Genomic DNA, 15,976 nt, shown 5'->3' with positions numbered 1-15,976 from the left:
CGCCCCTGACGGGCCCGAGGGGCCGTCAGGGACGCGGGCGTCAGTGGCTCACAGGGCCTTTGCGGCCGGTTTGACCATGCCGCGTACCGTGCGGGAGTCGACGAACTCGCCGAGCGCGGTCATTTCCCACTCGCCGGAGAACTGGCGGATGAGCTTGGCCATCATCACGCCCGTGCGCGGCTCCGCGTGGGTGAGGTCGAAGCGGACCAGCTCCTCGCCGCTCTGGGCGTCCAGCAGGCGGCAGTACGCCTTGGCGACGTCGGAGAACTTCTGGCCGGTGAAGGAGTTCACGACGAAGACCAGGCCCGTCACCTCCGGGGGCAGCCCGCCGAGGTGGACGGTGATCGCCTCGTCGTCGCCGGCGCCCTCGCCGGTGAGGTTGTCGCCGGAGTGCTGGATCGCGCCGCCCAGGATCGTCAGCTTGCCGAAGAAGCAGTTGTCGACCTTCTTGCGGTCCGGGCCGTAGGCGATGACCGAGGCGTCCAGGTCGATGCTCTTGCCGCGGAAGGCGGGCTCCCAGCCGAGGCCCATCTTGACCGAGCTGAGCAGCGGAGCGCCGCCCTTGACCAGCGAGACGGTCTGGTTCTTCTGGAGGCTGACACGGCCCTTGTCGAGGTTGATCTTGCCGGAACCGGGGGCCGGGGCGGCGGCCGCGGCCGGTGCGGCCGGTGCTGGCGGCGCGGCGACCGGGGCCGGTGCGCCGGCGGGCGGTCCCCACTGGCCGGCGGGGGCCGGGGGAGCCTGCGGGGCCGGGGGAGCGGGGGGTGCCTGCGGGGCCGGGGGAGCGGGGGGTGCCTGCGGGGCGGCGGCGGGGGCGGCCGGCTCCTCCACGCTGACGCCGAAGTCGGTGGCGATCCCCGCCAGGCCGTTGGCGTAGCCCTGGCCGACCGCGCGGACCTTCCAGGCGCCGTTGCGGCGGTAGATCTCGACGACCACCAGCGCGGTCTCGGTGCCGAGCTGCGGCGGGGTGAAGGTGGCGATGACGCTGCCGTCGTCGGCGTTACGGACCGTGCCGGTCGGTTCCGTGCCGGCGAAGGTCGCGCCGGGGGCGTCCGGACTCGCGGTGACCACGATCTTCTCGATGCCGTCGGGGACCGCGGCGGTGTCCACCGTGATGGTGTCGCCACCTCCTCCGGCCGCCGCGGAGTGCGTCACGCCCGGTCCGCTGGGCTGGTTGTAGAACACGAAGTCGTCGTCGGAGCGCACTTTGCCGTTGGCGGCGAGCAGCAGGCCCGATACGTCCAGCCGCACGGGGGCGGTGACGTCCACCGCCACCCGCACGGCGCTGAGCGGGAGGTTCGAGCCAGGAGTCATAGCGGTCATGCCGGGCTCAACGATCGGCTCGCCTTTGCGGTTCCATTACCTGTGGCCTCTTGGCCGCCCGGCCCGGTCACCGGCGTTCGCGGGAGTTGCCGAAGAGCAGCCGGTAGGCGATCAGCAGGACCAGGGCGCCGGCGATGGAGGCGACCCACATGGAGGGTTCGCCGAAGTCCTTCGGGATCGGGCGGTGCAGGATTTTGGTGGAGAGCCAGCCGCCGATGAAGGACCCCACGATGCCGATCAGGGTCGTGCCGACGATGCCGCCCGGGTCCCGTCCCGGCAGCAGGACCTTCGCGATGATGCCCGCGATCAGCCCGAGTACGAGCCAGCTGACGATGCCCATGATGCGTTCCTCGTTCCTGCGCGGTAGGTGGGTACACAGAGCAGGACGCCGGCCGGGCGGCGGGGGTTCCGCGGCGTGGCGGGAGCCACGCCCCTTACGGCCGCGGGGGCAGCCACCAGGGCGGTCCCGTCAGTGCGGCCACCGGGGCGGGTCGGTGCAGAAGGCGCCGCCGAGATGCTCGTGTTCGGGGTTGCCGGGGTCCAGTGCGCCCTGCGCGGCGAGCAGCGCTGCCGCATACGGCTCGGAGTCGTCCTGAGGCTCGTACCCCAGGGCGCGGGCGGTCGACAGGTCCCACCACAGGCGGGTGTTGGCGGAGGAGCCGTAGACGACGGTGTGGCCTACGTCCGGCGCGGTGAGCGCGGCGTGCAGCAGCCGTGCGCAGTCGGCCGGGCTCAGCCAGATGGACAGCATCCGGACCGAGGCCGGCTCGGGGAAGCAGGAGCCGATGCGGACCGAGACGGTCTCGATGCCGTGCAGATCCCAGTACAGCGAGGCGAGATCCTCGCCGAACCCCTTGGACAGCCCGTAGTAGGTGTCGGGACGGCGGGGTGTGCCGACGGGGATGGCGCCGGAGCCGTCCGGGGGACGCGGGGTGAAGCCGACGGCGTGGTTGGAGGAGGCGAAGACGACCCGGCGGACGCCTGCCTCGCGCGCCGCCTCGTACAGGTGGTACGTGCCCTCGATGTTGGCGCGCAGGATCTGCGCGAAGTCGGCCTCCAGGGAGATACCGGCGAGATGGATGATCGCATCGACCCCGCGCACCGCCGCGCGCAGCGCCTCCGTGTCGGCCAGCTCGGCGGTGATCGCGTCCGGTTCGCCCGCCGTGGTGTCGACGGGTCGCTGGTCGAAGAGGCGCAGCCGGTACCCGTAGGGCGGCAGCAGTTCGCGCATCAGGGTGCCGAGTCCGCCGGCGGCGCCGGTGAGCAGGACGGTGCGGGGTGCGGTCATGGGCGGTTACTCCTCCGGCTGAACTCCAAGGCTGTATGCGCGGAGCATTCATATGTGTGGACACGCGAGAGAGACGGATCTTGGCCGGTCAAGGCGCTTGACGGGCCCGGTAAATCCGCTTGCGGCACGGCAGTTGTGGACCCTTGACCGGTCCAGGACGGCTACTCTAGCGTGGCCATGTTCAGAAACGTGGACGCTGATCAGAGACATGCACATGCATGCCAGGGAGAGCCCGTGACCCCAGAATCTCCGCTCGCCGACCGCCTCGATGGACTGCTGTTCTTCCCCGTGACTGCGTTCGCGCCGGACGGCACCCTGGACCTGGCGGCCTTCCGCGCCCATGTACGCGCCGGCATCGACGCGGGCGCGGCCGCCGTCTTCGCCTGCTGCGGCACCGGCGAATTCCATGCGCTCACCCCCGAGGAGTTCACCGACTGCGTCGCGGCCGCGGTCGAGGAGGCCGATGGCCGGGTGCCGGTCGTCGCCGGTGCGGGCTACGGCACCGCGCTCGCCGCCCGGTTCGCCCGTCTCGCCCACGACGCGGGCGCCGACGGCCTGCTCGCCCTGCCGCCCTACCTCGTCGTCGCCGACCAGCAGGGACTGCTGCGGCACTACACCGAACTCGCCGCCGCCTCCCCGCTCCCCGTCATCGTCTACCAGCGTGACAACGCCGTCTTCACACCGGCCACCGTCGCCGCCCTGGCCCGGACCGAGGGCATCATCGGCCTCAAGGACGGCGTGGGCGACCTGGATCTGCTCCAGCGCATCATCAGCACCGTCCGCACCGAGTCCCCCGACGAGGACTTCCTCTACTTCAACGGGCTGCCCACCGCCGAACTCACCGGCCCCGCCTACCTGGGCCTGGGCGTCCGCCTCTACTCCTCCGCCGTCTTCGCCTTCGCCCCCGAGATCGCCCTCGCCTTCCACCGGGCGCTGAGCCGCGGCGACGACCACACCGTCCAGCGGCTGACGGACGGCTTCTACCGGCCGCTGGTCGAACTGCGCAACCAGGGCCGCGGCTATGCCGTTTCGCTGGTCAAGGCGGGCGTACGGCTGCGCGGCCTGGAGGTCGGCGAGGTCCGGCCGCCGCTCAGTGAACCGGCCCCCGCGCACGTCGAGGAGCTGGCCGGGCTGATCGAACAGGGCCTGGCTCTGGTCGCGGACGGGCCGGGGACCGGCGTCTGATGCGCACCGCCGCGTTCCTCTACCCCTGGGACGTGGTCGGCGACCCGGCCGCCGCGGACCGCCTCGCCGGCCTCGGCATCCAGCAGGTCACCCTGGCCTCCGCCTATCACTCCACCCGCGCCCTCACCCCGCGCCACCCCCGCCACCGCATCGTCACCGCCCGGCACGCCGCCGTCCTGTATCCACCGGACCCCGCCCGCTGGGCCGGCCGGGCGCTGCGCCCCGCCACCCAGGACTGGACGGCCGGACCGGACCCGTTCGGCGCGGCCGCGCGGGCGCTGGCCGGCGCCGGTCTGGAGGTGCACACCTGGGTCGTCCTGGCGCACAACTCCCACCTGGGCGCGGAGCATCCGGACGCCGTCGTACACAACGCCTACGACGACCCGTACCCGTGGGCGCCGTGCATCGCCCGGCCCGAGGTGCGCGAGTACCTCGTCGACCTGGCGGCCGAGGCGGCCGTACGGCCCGGCGCTCTGGGCACCGAGCTGGAGTCCTGCGGCTGGTACGGACTGGCCCATCTGCACGCCCACGACAAGACCGGCGGAGTGCCGCTGACCGGCGCCGCGCAGTATCTGATGTCGGTGTGCTTCTGCACGGTGTGCGCCGCGGGGTACGCCCGACTGGGCATGCCCGCACAGGAGGTACGGGCCGCCGTGGTGCGGGCCCTGGAGCCGCAGTGGTCCGCCGGCCGGGCCGGAACGGGGGGCCGGGAGGGGCAGGGGGGCCGGGAGGGGGAGTGGGCCGCGGTCGAGGAGCTGCTCGGCGCGGAGCTCGCGGGGCTGCTGCGCAGCTGGCGGGACGGGGCCGCCCGAACGTTGCAGCGCGCGGCGGTCCGTGCGGTACGGGACGCCGCGGAGGGCAGGTTCCGGGTGCTGCTGCACGCCGACCCCGCCGCACACCGCTGTGGCGCCAACGTCGGTGTCGACCCGGCGGACGTACTGGCGCACGCCGACGGAGTGGTGCTGCCGTGCACCGGCGACGCCGCCGCCCGCGCGGACGTACTCGGCCCGTTCGCCGACCGCCGGGCTGGGGGTGCCGACCGCCGGGGCGGGGTTGCCGACCGCCGGGCGGGGGGCTCCGTGACGGCCGGGGGCGCGGGCGCGGTGACGGCCGGGGCCTCCGTGACGGCTGGGGGCGCCGCGACCGCTGGGGCCTCCACGACCGCCGGGGCCTCCGTGACGGCCGGGGGCTCCCCGACGGCCGGGGCCTCCGTGACGGCTGGGGGCGCCGCGACGGCCGAGGGCGCCGCGACCGCCGGGACCTCCGCCTCGACGATCGCTGCCAATTTCACCGTGGTGTCCGGCCTGGGCGGCAGCCCCGGCACCCTCGCCGCCGACGCCGCGCACGCCGCCGCGCTGGGCGCGACGGAACTGCGGCTCTACCACGCGGGCCTGGCGAGCGACCGCGATCTGGCGGCCGTAGGGGACGCGCTGCGCGAGATCGGGGACAACTCCGGGAAGCGGACCGCCTGCTGACCCGCCCCGACGGGCAGACCGGAACCCGGGGGCCCGGCGGCCCCGTACGGGTCACCCCGTACGGGACCGCCCCGTGTACGGAACCGCCCCGGCGCTCCCCGGCGCTCCCCGGCGCTCACCCCGGCCGGACGAACCCGCACTCGTACGCGGCGATCACCGCCTGGGTACGGTCCCGCACCCCGAGCTTGGCCAGCACCCCCGCCACATGCGTCTTGACCGTGGCCGGACCCACCCCCAGCCGCTCCGCGATCTCGGCGTTGGTCAGCCCGGCCGTCATCAGCCGCAGTACCGCACGCTCCCGTTCGGACAGCCGGGCCCGCAGGCTCCGGGCCGCGTCCGCCGCGGCCCGCTCCCCGGCGTGCCGGGCGGCCAGCCGGCGCACCGCCGCCGGGAACAGCAGCGAGTCGCTGCGCGCCACCAGTCGTACGGCCTGGATCAGGTCCTCCGCGCCGGACCGCTTGAGCAGGAACCCGCTGGCGCCGGCCCGCAGCGCGTCATAGACGTAGGCATCGTTCTCGAAGGTCGTCACCACGATGATGCGCGGCGGCTCGTCCATCCCGGCGAGCACCTGCTCGGTCGCGCGGATCCCGTCGATCTCCGGCATCCGGACGTCCATCAGCACGATGTCCGGGCGCAGTTCACGGATCAGCGGCACCGCCTCGGCCCCGGTCGACGCCTCGCCGACGACCTCCATGTCCGCCTCGGCGCCCAGGATCACGCGCAGCGCGGTGCGTACCATCCGTTCGTCGTCGGCGAGCACGATGCGCAGGGAGCGCGGGGCCTCCCCGTCGTGGGTCCGGTGCTCGTCGTCCTGCTTCGTGGTCATGCCCCCGCTCACCCGGTCTCCGCTCACCCGGTCTCCGCTCACCCTGTCCCCGCTCACCCTGCCCCCGTTCACCCGGTCTCGGGTCACCCTGTCACCTGTCACCCTGTCCCGGGTTTCCGTCCTGTGCCACCCGTCGCCGCGCTCATCGCCGCGCTCATCGCCGTGCTCATCGCCGCGCTCTCCGCCGCGCTCATCGCAGTGCTCGTCGCCCCCCTCATCGCGCCGTCGTTCCCCCGGGCGGCAACCGGACCGTCAGCCGCCACACGCCGTCATCGGCCGCGGCCGTCGCCTCGCCGCCCAGCAGCCGTGCCCGTTCGGCGATCCCCCGCAGCCCGCGGCCCCCGCCCGAACGGGCCGCCGCCGCGGGGGAGCCGCCCGCCGTACCGGTCACCGGATTCTCCAGCCGGATCGTCAACTCCCCTTCTTCCACCTGGAGATGGAGCCGGACCGGCACCGGCCCGGCATGCCGCAGGGCGTTGCTGAGGCCTTCCTGCACGATCCGGTAGGCCTCCCGCGAGACCACCGGCGCCAGCGTCGCGCACGGCCCCTCGACCGTCGCCTCCACCGCCACGCCCGCCGCCCGGGTCCGGCCGAGCAGGGCCTCCAGGCCGTCCAGGGTCGGTGCGGGCGCGGCCGGATCGGCGCCGTCCTCCTCGCGCAACAGGCCCAGTACGGTGTCCAGTTCGGCGACCGCCTCGCGGGTGGTCTCCTCGATGGCGGCGAGTGCCTGGCGGGCGAACTCCGGGTCCGCGTCCAGGACCCGGCGGGCCGCGCTCGCCTGGAGGGTGACCGCGCTCAGCGCATGTCCGACGGCATCGTGCAGTTCGCGGGCCAGGCGGTTGCGGGACGCCAGATCGGCCGCCCGGCGTTCGGCGGCGGCCAGCCGGTCGGCGGGTGTCGGCCCCAGCAGCACCGGGGCCCAGCGGCCCAGCAGGGCACCGGCCCCCCAGGCGGTGCCGGTCACCAGGGCCAGCAGCGCGAGCCCGGCGAGCGGCCCCAGTACGCCGTGGAAGGCGTTCGGCCACCCCGGCGCGGTGTGCCGCAACGAGTCGGAGAACGGCAGCAACAGCAGCAGGACCGCGGCCGGCGGCGCGGACAGCGTCATCCCGCTGACGATCCCCCCGGCCAGCAGGTGCGCCACGAACCACAGTGCCGTACGCCGCCGGGCCGCCCACGAGACGGCGGGTCCCTCGGCCAGCCGCTCCGCGGGCACTCCGCACAGCGACCGCACGGCGGCCACCTCCAGCGGCCGCAGCAGCGGGAAGAGCAGTGCGGCCAGGGCGGCCGGTGGCAGCGCACAGCCGAACGCGACGAACTGCCAGCCCACTTGGCGCAGCGGATCGGCACCGTCCGCGAAGAACGGGAGAGCCACCGATGCCAGCAGGAAGAACGGCATCAACAGCGCGCCGCCCAGCACCAGATGGACCCAGCGCCGGCCCGTCAGTCGCACCTGACGGCCTCGCGTTCGGCGAAGAATTCGGCGAAGAAATGCGCCCCGGCCCCGGCCCCGGTCCCGGCCGCGACCACCATCGTCCCGACGATCATCTGGGCAGCGTAAGTGAGGCTCATCAGCGGTGTGGGCAGCTTCGGGTCGGTTGCGGTTGCGGTTGCGGTTGCGGTGGCGGTCAGTGTGGCGGGAGGGCCGGTCTGCTGGCTCATGGCGGCCAGCCTTCCGGCGGCCGTCCCTGCGCGCCTCGGCCCCGGCGACGATCCCCCTCCGCCGTACGGGGGAGGGGACGCTCAGCCGGACCGACGGGGGGACACTCAGCCGGACCGGCGGAGGTGTCTCACAGTCGCCGGGTGGCCAGCGTCAGCCGGTCGCGGGCGTCGAAGAGGGTGTCCTTGATCATCTGCTCATGGGCCGGGGTCAGCCGGGCCACCGGCACCGAGCAGCTGATCGCGTCCCGTGCCGGGGTGCGATAAGGGATCGCGACGCCGAAGCAGCGCAGGCCCAGGGTGTTCTCCTCGCGGTCGACCGCATAACCCTGCTCGCGCACCGCATGCAGCTCCTCGATGAGCTGCTCGCGGTCGGTGAGGGTGTGCTCGGTCAGCTGCGTGAGGGTCGGCGGCAGCATCGCCCGCACCTGGTCGTCGGTGTACGTGGCGAGCAGCGCCTTGCCCAGCGAGGTGGAGTGCGCGGGCAGCCGCCGGCCGACGCGGGTGAAGGGCCGCAGATAGTGCTGCGACTGGCGGGTGGCGAGGTAGACGACGTTGGTGCCGTCCAGACGGGCGAGGTGGATGGTCTCGGTGGTGTCGTCGGAGAGCCGGTCCAGCGTCGGCCGGGCCGCGGCCACCACCTCGTCGCCGTCGATGTAGGACGTGCCGACCAGGAGCGCGCGGACGCCGATACCGTAGCGGGTGCCCGTGGCGTCGGTCTCGACCCAGCCCAGGTCGACCAGGGTGCGCAGCAGCATGTAGAGGCTGGATTTCGGGTAGCCGACCGCTTCCTGGACGGAGGCCAGACTGTGCATACCGGGACGGCCCGCGAAGTACTCGAGCAATTCCACCGTCCGCACCGCGGACTTGACCTGAGATCCACCGGTCTCGGCAGCTGACATCGCCCTTGACCCCTCTGTTCGGACAGCCATAGAGTCCCAGTTGTTCACTATCTGGGACAACGTTCAGCATATCGAACGCGCTCCGAGGTGCGGCAGGACTCGGAACGACCCGGCAGGCATCGCCCGGAAGGAATGCACGGTGGCAGCAGCACCAGTCTGGAGTGTCGACCCCCGAACCGGGAAGCAGCGGGAACAGGTTGCGGTGGAGGCCACAGCCGACGAGGTGGACACCGTGGTCCGCGCGGCACACGCCGCCCGCGGCACGCTCGCCGACCGTGCCGTACGCACCGCCCTGTTGCGCCGCGCCGCCGATCTGCTCGACGAGGCGGGCGAGGCGGTCATCGAGGCCGCCGACGCCGAGACCGCGCTCGGTCCCGGCCGGCTCACCGGCGAACTCGGCCGCACCACCTACCAGTTGCGGGCCTTCGCCGACCTCGTGCAGGAGGGCGCGTTCCTCGACGTGCGGATCGACCACGCCGACCCCGGCCTCGCTCCGCCCCGCCCCGACCTGCGCCGTTACAAGATCCCGCTGGGCCCCGTCGCGGTCTACTCCGCCAGCAACTTCCCGCTCGCCTTCTCGGTGCCGGGCGGCGACACCGCCAGCGCCCTCGCGGCCGGCTGCCCCGTCGTGGTCAAGGCACACCCGGACCACCCGGCCACCTCCGAGCTGTGCGCCGCACTGCTGCGTCGTGCCGCCGCCGAGGTCGGCCTGCCGGAGGGCGTGCTGAGCCTGGTCCACGGCTTCCAGGCCGGTATCGACCTGGTGCGCCACCCACTGATCACCGCGGCCGGGTTCACCGGCTCGGTGCGCGGCGGCCGCGCCCTGTACGACGCGGCCGCGGCCCGCCCGCACCCCATCCCCTTCCACGGCGAGCTGGGCAGCCTCAACCCCGTCGTGGTCACCGAGGCCGCGGCCGGGGAGCGCGCCGAGCAGATCGGCGCCGGACTGGGCGGTGCGATGACGCTCGGCGTCGGCCAGTTCTGCGTCAAGCCGGGCCTGGTCCTGGCGCCCGCGGGCGCCGGCGGCGACCGGCTGCTGAAGTCGCTGACCGACGCGGTCAGCGACACCGAGGCCGGGGTGCTGCTCGACCACCGGATGCGGGAGGCGTTCCTCGACGGGGTCCGTACCCGCGCCGCCCTCCCCGACGTCGAGGCGCCGGTGACGCCGGGCGCGGGCAGCGAGCACACCGTCAGCGCCGGCTTCCTCGCCGTCCCCGCCGCCCGCCTCGCCGCCGAAGGGCCGCACGACCTCCTGCTGGAGGAGTGCTTCGGCCCGGTCACCGTCGTCGCCCGCTACACCGACGAGGCCGAGATCGGCGCCGTCCTCGCCCGGCTGCCCGGCAACCTCTCCGCGACCCTGCACCTCGGTGCCGCGGAGGGCGCCGGTACCGACGAGGACGGCCGAGGCGCCCGGCTGCTGGCCGAGGTCACCCCGCTCGCCGGACGGGTGGTCGTCAACGGCTGGCCGACCGGTGTCGCGGTCGCCCCCGCCCAGCACCACGGCGGCCCCTACCCGGCCACGACGTCCACCTCCACCTCCGTCGGCGGCACCGCCGTCGAACGCTGGCTGCGCCCGGTCGCCTACCAGGACACCCCGCCCGCGCTGCTGCCGCCCGAGCTGCGCGAGGACAACCCGCTCGGCCTGCCACGCCGGGTCGACGGCCGGCCCGAGGGCGCCTAGCACCTGTGCACCCCACCACCCACGACGCCGCCGTCCAGGTCCGTGCGGCAACCCGCGCGGACCTGGCGGCGATCGCCGCCCTGCACACCGGCGCCCGTGCCGCCTCGCACCGTGCGCGGTTCCCGGACACGCCCTTCGACGTCCCGGCCGAGCACGCCCGCGAGCACGAGGCCTGGTCGCGCGTCCTGGAGCGGGACGACACCCCCGCGCTCTGCGCCGCACGGCACGGCACGGTCGTCGGCGCGGCCTCGTACCGGAGCCGTGCCGGGCACCGCCGGCCGGCCGTCACGCTCCACCAGCTCCATGTCGACCCCCACCACTGGGGCACCGGCATCGGCAGCGCCCTGCACACCGCCTGTCTGCGGGCCTGGCGCACGGCCGGTTTCTCCCGGGCGGTCCTCGACGTCCGCTGGCACAACCACCGCGCCCGTGCCTTCTACGACGCCCTGGGCTGGCGCCCCGACCCGGAACGCCGTCCCGCCCCCGACGCCACCCACCTCACCCTGACGCTGGACCTGGCGGCGGCTGAGGCGCCGCCGGCTCCCTGCGGGCGATGAGCTGAAGCCGCTCCGCGGTCCGCCCGTCCAGCGTGCCCACCACACCGACCCGTTCCTTTTGCACCGAGAAGCCCGCCTCCCGCAGCAGCCCCCGCAGCCGCTCCGGCGGATGGTGCCGGAACACCCCGCCATCGGGCGTCTCGAACACCCCGTACGTCCCGTAGCGCTCCGCGAACCGCGCATACCGCTCGCGGTTGAGCGCATCGTTCTGCAACGGCACATCGCTCAGATACAGCACCCCGCCGGGCCGCACCAGCCGGCCCAGCTCCCCGACGATCGCCGTCTGGTCCGCGTCCCCGGGAACGCAGGTGAGCACCGCGAACAACAGCGCCGCGTCGAAGGCGCCGTCCTCGAACGGCAGCGGCAACCCGGGGCACCGCATCAGCTCCAGCCCCGGATGCTCCCGCCGCCCCCGCGCGATCAGCGCCGCCGAGACATCCACCCCGCGCACCGCGCCGTACCCGAGCCCGGCCAGCTCGGCGGTCAGCCGCCCGTAGCCGCAGCCGTAGTCCAGAACCCGCGCGCCCCGCGGTACGTAGGCATCCAGCAGCGCCGGATCGAGTGGATGGGTGAAGGTCTTGGCGGACCCGGTCGTCTCCCAGAAGCCGAGAAATCCCTGTGACGAGGTCATGCCCGGACCGTACCCACCGGACAGCCCGCCATCCTGAGTTGCCGGGTCACTCGGGCGGGGTGCTGTACTGGGCCAGGGCGGGGCCAGGGAGAGGCGGAGCACATGGCCGGACGCAATGCGGGGGCACCCGGGGGCGCGGCCGGCGCAGCGGTCTCCCTTTCGCTGCCAGAGCTGCAACCCACCCCGGTGGCCGCGGTGCTCCCGGCCCCGGCTGAGGGGAAGCGGCGCATCGGCACGCTCCTCGTCCGTGGCGTTCGAGGGGAATAGCCCGCCGTCACCCGAGGTTGCACCGGGACACCTTCACGACGAGGAAAGTCAGCTCATGCGCGTCGAAATCTGGTCCGACATCGCCTGCCCCTGGTGCTACATCGGCAAGGCCCGCTTCGAGGCCGGGCTCGCCGCCTTCGCGCACCGCGACGGTGTCGAGGTGGTGCACCGCTCCTTCGAGCTGGACCCGAAGGCGCCGGCCGCCACCGACATCCCGGTGCTCGACATGCTCGCCACGAAGTACGGGGTGAGCCGCGAGCAGGCCGAGGCGATGGAGGCCAGGGTGGCCGATGCGGCGGCGGGGGAGGGGCTGGACTACCGCTCCGACCGGATCCACGGCAACACCTTCGACCTGCACCGGCTGCTGCACGCCGCGCGGGCGCACGGCGTCCAGGACGCCCTGCTCGACGCCTTCTACCGTGCCAACTTCGCCGAGGCCAGGACGCTCGGCGACCCCGCCGTGCTCCGCGGGACCGCCGTCGGCGCGGGGCTGCCCGCCGAGGAGGCCGACCGGGTGCTCGCCGACCCTGAGGCGTACGCACAGGAGGTGCGCGCCGACGAGCGCGAGGCCGCGGAGCTGGGCGCCACCGGTGTGCCGTTCTTCGTCATCGACCGCCGCTACGGCATCTCCGGCGGCCAGCCCGCCGAGGTCTTCCGGCAGGCCCTGGAGCGCGCGCACGCCGACGGTGTGGTGCCGATCCCGGCGGCCGGCGAGGCCGCGGTGTGCGGGGACGACGGCTGCGCCGTGCCCGGGAAGTGAGCCCGGGCCGGCCCTGCCGGCACCCCACGTGACCTGCGCCGATAAGGAACGATTGCGGCCCGGCCCAGCAGATTCGCCATGGACGCGGGGCCGGTCGCCGAGCACAGTGGGGGCATGTATCGACGTGAGCCACTCGGCGGGGCCGAATTCGCGCCCGAGACGACCTATCTGAACTCCGCCTCCAGCGGACTCCTTCCACGGCGCAGCGCCGACGCCCTGCGCGCGGCCATCGAGGAGTCCGCCTCCCACGGCACGATGGGCCGCGACTACCTCGCTGCCGCCACGGCCTCCCGTGCCGCCTTCGCCCGGCTGCTGGACGTCCCCGCCGAACGGGTCGCCGTCGGCAGCTCGGTCGCGGTGCAGTCCGCTTTCGTCGCCGCCTCGCTCCCGGCGGGCGCCGAAGTGCTCGCTCCTGAGGGCGACTTCAGCTCCCTGGTCAATCCGCTCGCCGCCCACCCGGGGATCAAGCTGCGCACCGTGCCGCTGGAGGCGCTCGCCGATGCGGTGCGCCCCGGCACCGCGCTGGTCGCCTTCAGCGCCGTGCAGTCACTGGACGGCCGGATCGCCGATATGGCGGCGGTCCGCGAGGCCGCGGCGGCCCACGGGGCGCGCACCTACCTCGACATCACCCAGGCCGCCGGCTGGCTGCCGCTGCGCGCCGCCGACTTCGACTTCGTCGTCGCCGGGGCCTTCAAGTGGCTGCTGTGCCCGCGCGGGACGACCTTCATGGCCTTCGGCGGGGAGTACGGGCGGGGCGAGGAGTGGCCGGCCGCACTCCATGCGGGCTGGGTCGCCGGGGAGGACATCGGCGAGTCCAACTACGGGCTGATCCAGCCGGCGGCCACCGCCCGCCGCTTCGACGAACCACACGCCCACTACTCCTACGTGGGCGCCGAGCAGTCCCTCGGCCTCCTCGGGGAGCTGGGCGTGGAGACCGTCCACGCCCACAACACCGCGCTCGCCGACCACTATCGCGCGGGGCTGGCCGAGCGCGGTCTGACACCCCGCCCCGCGCCCGGCTCGGCGATCGTCTCCACCCCCGGGGTCGCGGACGCGGAGCACCGGCTGACCGAGGCGGGCGTGCGGATCTCGGTGCGCGGCGGGCTGCTCCGCGCGGCCTTCCACCTCTACAACTCGACGGACGACGTGGACCGGCTGCTGGACCTGCTGGGCTAGGGCCTGTCGAATACCGGGCGGAGGCGGGGAATGCGGGGCGGGGCGCGGGGCGTCGAGGCAACTGATGTAATGGGCAACGACCATTTCCCGAGATGTAGTTGAGAGGCCCTCAGTGACCACCGCGTTCGACCCCGTAGACCTCGCCGGTACCCCGCTCGCCAACCGCATCGTCATGGCCCCCATGACGCGCAACCGGGCAACCGAGGGCGGCGGGGTGCCGACCGACTCGATGGTCACGTACTACACCCAGCGCGCCTCGGCCGGGCTGATCATCACCGAGGCCAGCCAGACCTGCGTGGTGGGCCAGGGCTACCCCTTCACCCCCGGCCTGCACACGTCCGAGCAGATCGCGGGCTGGCGCCGGGTGACCGACGCGGTGCACGCCGCCGGTGGCCGGATCTTCGCGCAGCTGTGGCACGGCGGCCGGATCGGCCACCCGGTGCTGCTGCCGGACGGGCTGATACCGGTCGGCCCGTCCCCGGTGGCCGCGGCCTGCCAGGTCTTCACCGAGGACGGCATGGCGGACTGCGTCACCCCGCACGAGCTCACCGACGCCGAAATCCGCACGACCGTGGCGGAGTTCGCGGCCGCCGCCCGCAACGCCGTCGAGGCGGGCTTCGACGGGGTGGAGATCCACGGCGCCAACGGCTACCTCGTCCACCAGTTCCTGGCCCCCAACAGCAATCTGCGCACCGACGACTGGGGCGGCTCGACCGAGGGCCGGATCCGGTTCGCGGTCGAGGTCACCCGGGCGGTGGCCGACGCGGTCGGCGCGCACCGCACCGGCCTGCGGCTCTCCCCGGGCAACCCCTTCAACGGCATCGAGGAGCCCGCCCCCGAGCCGCTCTACACCGCGCTGCTCCAGGCCGTCGAACCCATCGGGCTTGCCTACCTGCACTTGTGCGACGTCCCCGACCACGAGCTGATCGCCCGGCTGCGGGGGCACTTCACCGGCACCTTCCTGCTCAATCCGGCCGACGGCGGGCGCCCCGCCGGCCTTGAGGACCTGCCGCTGATCGAGGACGGTACGGCCGATCTGCTGGCCTTCGGCCGGCAGTTCCTCGCCAACCCCGACCTGCCCCGGCGGCTCGCGCGCGGCGGCCCCTTCAACACCCCGGACCGGGCGGGCTTCTACGGCGGCGACGACACCGGCTACCTCGACTACCCGGCGCTGGACGCCTGAGGAACCACCGGCCGGAGGGGCGGGGCGGCCCGTACGAGCGACCCGCCCGTCCAGCCGCCCGCCCGTCCGGCCGCCGGTCACACCACAGCGCGGCCGCCGCACAGACCCTGCTGTGCGGCAGCCGCGCCACCCGTGCTTCGCCGTGACTACTTCACCGGCGTGAAGTCCCGGGCTCCGATGTACTCCGGGCGCCGGACCGGCGCCGCGAACGGCTCCACCGCTTCGTTGTCCACGCTGTTGAAGACGATGAAGACATTGCTGCGCGGGTACGGCGTGATGTTGTCACCCGAACCGTGCATCGCATTGCAGTCGAACCAGGTCGCCGAGCCGGCCTGGCCGGTGAAGAGCCGGATGCTGTGCTTGTCCGCCATCTTCGTCAGCACCTCGTCCGACGGGATGCCCGCGTCCTGCATCTGGAGCGACCGCTTGTAGTTGTCCTTCGGCGTCGCGCCCTCACAGCCCACGAAGTGCTGGTGCGAGCCGGGCATGATCATCAAGCCGCCGTTGGTGTCGTAGTTCTGCGTCAGCGCGATCGAGACCGACACGGTGCGCATGTTCGGCAGACCGTCCTCGGCGTGCCAGGTCTCGAAGTCCGAGTGCCAGTAGAAGCCAGAGGCACCGAACCCGGGCTTCACATTGATCCGCGACTGGTGGACATAGACGTCCGAGCCGAGGATCTGCCGGGCACGCCCGACCACACGCGGGTCGGCGACCAGCTTGGCGAACACCTCGCTGATCTTGTGCACCTCGAACACCGTCCGTACGTCCTGCGACTTCGGCTCGACGATGGAGCGCGGGTCGGCGCGCATCGTCGGGTCGAGGACGAGACGGTCCAGTTCGGCGCGGTACACCGCGACTTCTTCCGCCGTGAGCAGTTCCCCGATGGCGAAAAAGCCGTCGCGTTCGAAGTCGCTCAGCTCGGACGGCGCGAACGGGCCGGCCGTTCCGGGCTGCGACCACACCACCGGGTCCTTCCGCGGGGTGATGACCTCAGCGGTCCCACGGGTCGGGTACAGGTCGGCGGTGCGCTCGGGTGCGGTGGTCATGGTGTTGCCTTCCTCTCCTC

General features: G+C 73.6%; 16 protein-coding genes. 7 read left to right on the top strand and 9 right to left on the bottom strand.

What is annotated here, in order from left to right; all coding sequences use genetic code 11:
- Window positions 1-48 precede the first annotated feature (48 nt).
- The 3 genes from K7C20_RS08955 to K7C20_RS08945 all read right to left on the bottom strand — a co-directional run bounded on the left by K7C20_RS08955 (window position 49) and on the right by K7C20_RS08945 (window position 2,611).
- Window positions 49-1,314 carry a TerD family protein gene (locus K7C20_RS08955; protein ID WP_222892711.1) on the bottom strand — a complete coding sequence of 422 codons (1,266 nt, stop codon included), beginning with the start codon at window positions 1,312-1,314 and terminating at the stop codon, window positions 49-51.
- Between the two features lie 76 nt (window positions 1,315-1,390).
- Complete coding sequence (locus K7C20_RS08950; RefSeq protein ID WP_030085079.1) at window positions 1,391-1,663, bottom strand: GlsB/YeaQ/YmgE family stress response membrane protein; 273 nt, start codon at window positions 1,661-1,663, stop codon at window positions 1,391-1,393.
- Between the two features lie 129 nt (window positions 1,664-1,792).
- Entirely contained in the window at window positions 1,793-2,611 is an 819-nt protein-coding gene (locus K7C20_RS08945) for an NAD-dependent epimerase/dehydratase family protein (protein WP_030085077.1), read from the bottom strand.
- Window positions 2,612-2,899: 288 nt separating this feature from the next.
- On the opposite strand from K7C20_RS08945, the gene K7C20_RS08940 reads away from it, so the two are divergent.
- Complete coding sequence (locus tag K7C20_RS08940; RefSeq protein ID WP_245171597.1) at window positions 2,900-3,796, top strand: 5-dehydro-4-deoxyglucarate dehydratase; 897 nt, start codon at window positions 2,900-2,902, stop codon at window positions 3,794-3,796.
- Window positions 3,796-5,271 (top strand): hypothetical protein, encoded by a 1,476-nt coding sequence (locus tag K7C20_RS08935; RefSeq protein ID WP_053209905.1) that lies wholly within the window; start codon window positions 3,796-3,798, stop codon window positions 5,269-5,271. The genes K7C20_RS08940 and K7C20_RS08935 overlap by 1 nt, the downstream gene beginning before the upstream one ends.
- Before the next feature lie 115 nt (window positions 5,272-5,386).
- On the opposite strand, the gene K7C20_RS08925 is transcribed toward K7C20_RS08935, so the two are convergent.
- The 4 genes from K7C20_RS08925 to K7C20_RS08910 all read right to left on the bottom strand — a co-directional run bounded on the left by K7C20_RS08925 (window position 5,387) and on the right by K7C20_RS08910 (window position 8,655).
- Window positions 5,387-6,097 carry a response regulator transcription factor gene (locus K7C20_RS08925; protein ID WP_053209904.1) on the bottom strand — a complete coding sequence of 237 codons (711 nt, stop codon included), beginning with the start codon at window positions 6,095-6,097 and terminating at the stop codon, window positions 5,387-5,389.
- A 214-nt stretch (window positions 6,098-6,311) separates the two neighbouring features.
- Window positions 6,312-7,493 carry a sensor histidine kinase gene (locus tag K7C20_RS08920; protein WP_053209910.1) on the bottom strand — a complete coding sequence of 394 codons (1,182 nt, stop codon included), beginning with the start codon at window positions 7,491-7,493 and terminating at the stop codon, window positions 6,312-6,314.
- Between the two features lie 44 nt (window positions 7,494-7,537).
- The gene (locus K7C20_RS08915) at window positions 7,538-7,756 is read right to left on the bottom strand and encodes a hypothetical protein (RefSeq protein WP_030085065.1); all 219 of its coding nucleotides are present in this window, start codon (window positions 7,754-7,756) and stop codon (window positions 7,538-7,540) included.
- 128 nt (window positions 7,757-7,884) lie between these two features.
- Window positions 7,885-8,655 (bottom strand): IclR family transcriptional regulator, encoded by a 771-nt coding sequence (locus K7C20_RS08910; RefSeq protein WP_030085063.1) that lies wholly within the window; start codon window positions 8,653-8,655, stop codon window positions 7,885-7,887.
- Window positions 8,656-8,794: 139 nt separating this feature from the next.
- Between K7C20_RS08910 and K7C20_RS08905 the strand changes: the two genes are divergently transcribed.
- Together K7C20_RS08905 and K7C20_RS08900 are read left to right on the top strand one after the other, a co-directional pair.
- Window positions 8,795-10,336: an aldehyde dehydrogenase (NADP(+)) gene (locus tag K7C20_RS08905; RefSeq protein ID WP_030085061.1), complete on the top strand. Its 1,542-nt coding sequence runs from the start codon at window positions 8,795-8,797 to the stop codon at window positions 10,334-10,336.
- Window positions 10,337-10,341: 5 nt separating this feature from the next.
- On the top strand, window positions 10,342-10,893 hold the full coding sequence (locus K7C20_RS08900) for a GNAT family N-acetyltransferase (RefSeq protein ID WP_030085059.1): 552 nt from the start codon (window positions 10,342-10,344) through the stop codon (window positions 10,891-10,893).
- Here the strand turns inward: K7C20_RS08900 and K7C20_RS08895 are convergent.
- Window positions 10,835-11,524: a class I SAM-dependent methyltransferase gene (locus tag K7C20_RS08895; protein ID WP_030085057.1), complete on the bottom strand. Its 690-nt coding sequence runs from the start codon at window positions 11,522-11,524 to the stop codon at window positions 10,835-10,837. The genes K7C20_RS08900 and K7C20_RS08895 overlap by 59 nt on opposite strands.
- 322 nt (window positions 11,525-11,846) lie before the next feature.
- On the opposite strand from K7C20_RS08895, the gene K7C20_RS08890 reads away from it, so the two are divergent.
- The 3 genes from K7C20_RS08890 to K7C20_RS08880 all read left to right on the top strand — a co-directional run bounded on the left by K7C20_RS08890 (window position 11,847) and on the right by K7C20_RS08880 (window position 14,910).
- A complete protein-coding gene (locus K7C20_RS08890; RefSeq protein WP_030085055.1) occupies window positions 11,847-12,551 on the top strand; it encodes a DsbA family oxidoreductase in 705 nt (234 codons plus the stop codon).
- A 114-nt stretch (window positions 12,552-12,665) separates the two neighbouring features.
- Window positions 12,666-13,727, top strand: coding sequence for an aminotransferase class V-fold PLP-dependent enzyme (locus K7C20_RS08885; protein ID WP_048829879.1), 1,062 nt, complete (start codon window positions 12,666-12,668; stop codon window positions 13,725-13,727).
- 112 nt (window positions 13,728-13,839) lie between these two features.
- Window positions 13,840-14,910 carry an alkene reductase gene (locus K7C20_RS08880; protein WP_030085051.1) on the top strand — a complete coding sequence of 357 codons (1,071 nt, stop codon included), beginning with the start codon at window positions 13,840-13,842 and terminating at the stop codon, window positions 14,908-14,910.
- A gap of 146 nt (window positions 14,911-15,056) precedes the next feature.
- Here the strand turns inward: K7C20_RS08880 and thpD are convergent, their stop codons facing one another.
- Entirely contained in the window at window positions 15,057-15,956 is a 900-nt protein-coding gene (gene thpD, locus K7C20_RS08875; RefSeq protein ID WP_030085049.1) for an ectoine hydroxylase, read from the bottom strand.
- Window positions 15,957-15,976 lie beyond the last annotated feature (20 nt).

The sequence above is a fragment of the Streptomyces decoyicus genome (genome assembly GCF_019880305.1).
Classification (GTDB): domain Bacteria; phylum Actinomycetota; class Actinomycetes; order Streptomycetales; family Streptomycetaceae; genus Streptomyces; species Streptomyces decoyicus.
This window is presented reverse-complemented; position numbering and strand designations above follow the sequence as displayed.

Coding starts and splice junctions, on each gene's coding strand:
- K7C20_RS08955 (WP_222892711.1), bottom strand. CDS start 1,314: ATGACTCCTGGCTCGAACCTCCCGCTCAGCGCCGTGCGGGTGGCGGTG.
- K7C20_RS08950 (WP_030085079.1), bottom strand. CDS start 1,663: ATGGGCATCGTCAGCTGGCTCGTACTCGGGCTGATCGCGGGCATCATC.
- K7C20_RS08945 (WP_030085077.1), bottom strand. CDS start 2,611: ATGACCGCACCCCGCACCGTCCTGCTCACCGGCGCCGCCGGCGGACTC.
- K7C20_RS08935 (WP_053209905.1), top strand. CDS start 3,796: ATGCGCACCGCCGCGTTCCTCTACCCCTGGGACGTGGTCGGCGACCCG.
- K7C20_RS08925 (WP_053209904.1), bottom strand. CDS start 6,097: ATGACCACGAAGCAGGACGACGAGCACCGGACCCACGACGGGGAGGCC.
- K7C20_RS08920 (WP_053209910.1), bottom strand. CDS start 7,493: ATGCCGTTCTTCCTGCTGGCATCGGTGGCTCTCCCGTTCTTCGCGGAC.
- K7C20_RS08915 (WP_030085065.1), bottom strand. CDS start 7,756: ATGAGCCAGCAGACCGGCCCTCCCGCCACACTGACCGCCACCGCAACC.
- K7C20_RS08910 (WP_030085063.1), bottom strand. CDS start 8,655: ATGTCAGCTGCCGAGACCGGTGGATCTCAGGTCAAGTCCGCGGTGCGG.
- K7C20_RS08895 (WP_030085057.1), bottom strand. CDS start 11,524: ATGACCTCGTCACAGGGATTTCTCGGCTTCTGGGAGACGACCGGGTCC.
- K7C20_RS08890 (WP_030085055.1), top strand. CDS start 11,847: ATGCGCGTCGAAATCTGGTCCGACATCGCCTGCCCCTGGTGCTACATC.
- K7C20_RS08885 (WP_048829879.1), top strand. CDS start 12,666: ATGTATCGACGTGAGCCACTCGGCGGGGCCGAATTCGCGCCCGAGACG.
- thpD (WP_030085049.1), bottom strand. CDS start 15,956: ATGACCACCGCACCCGAGCGCACCGCCGACCTGTACCCGACCCGTGGG.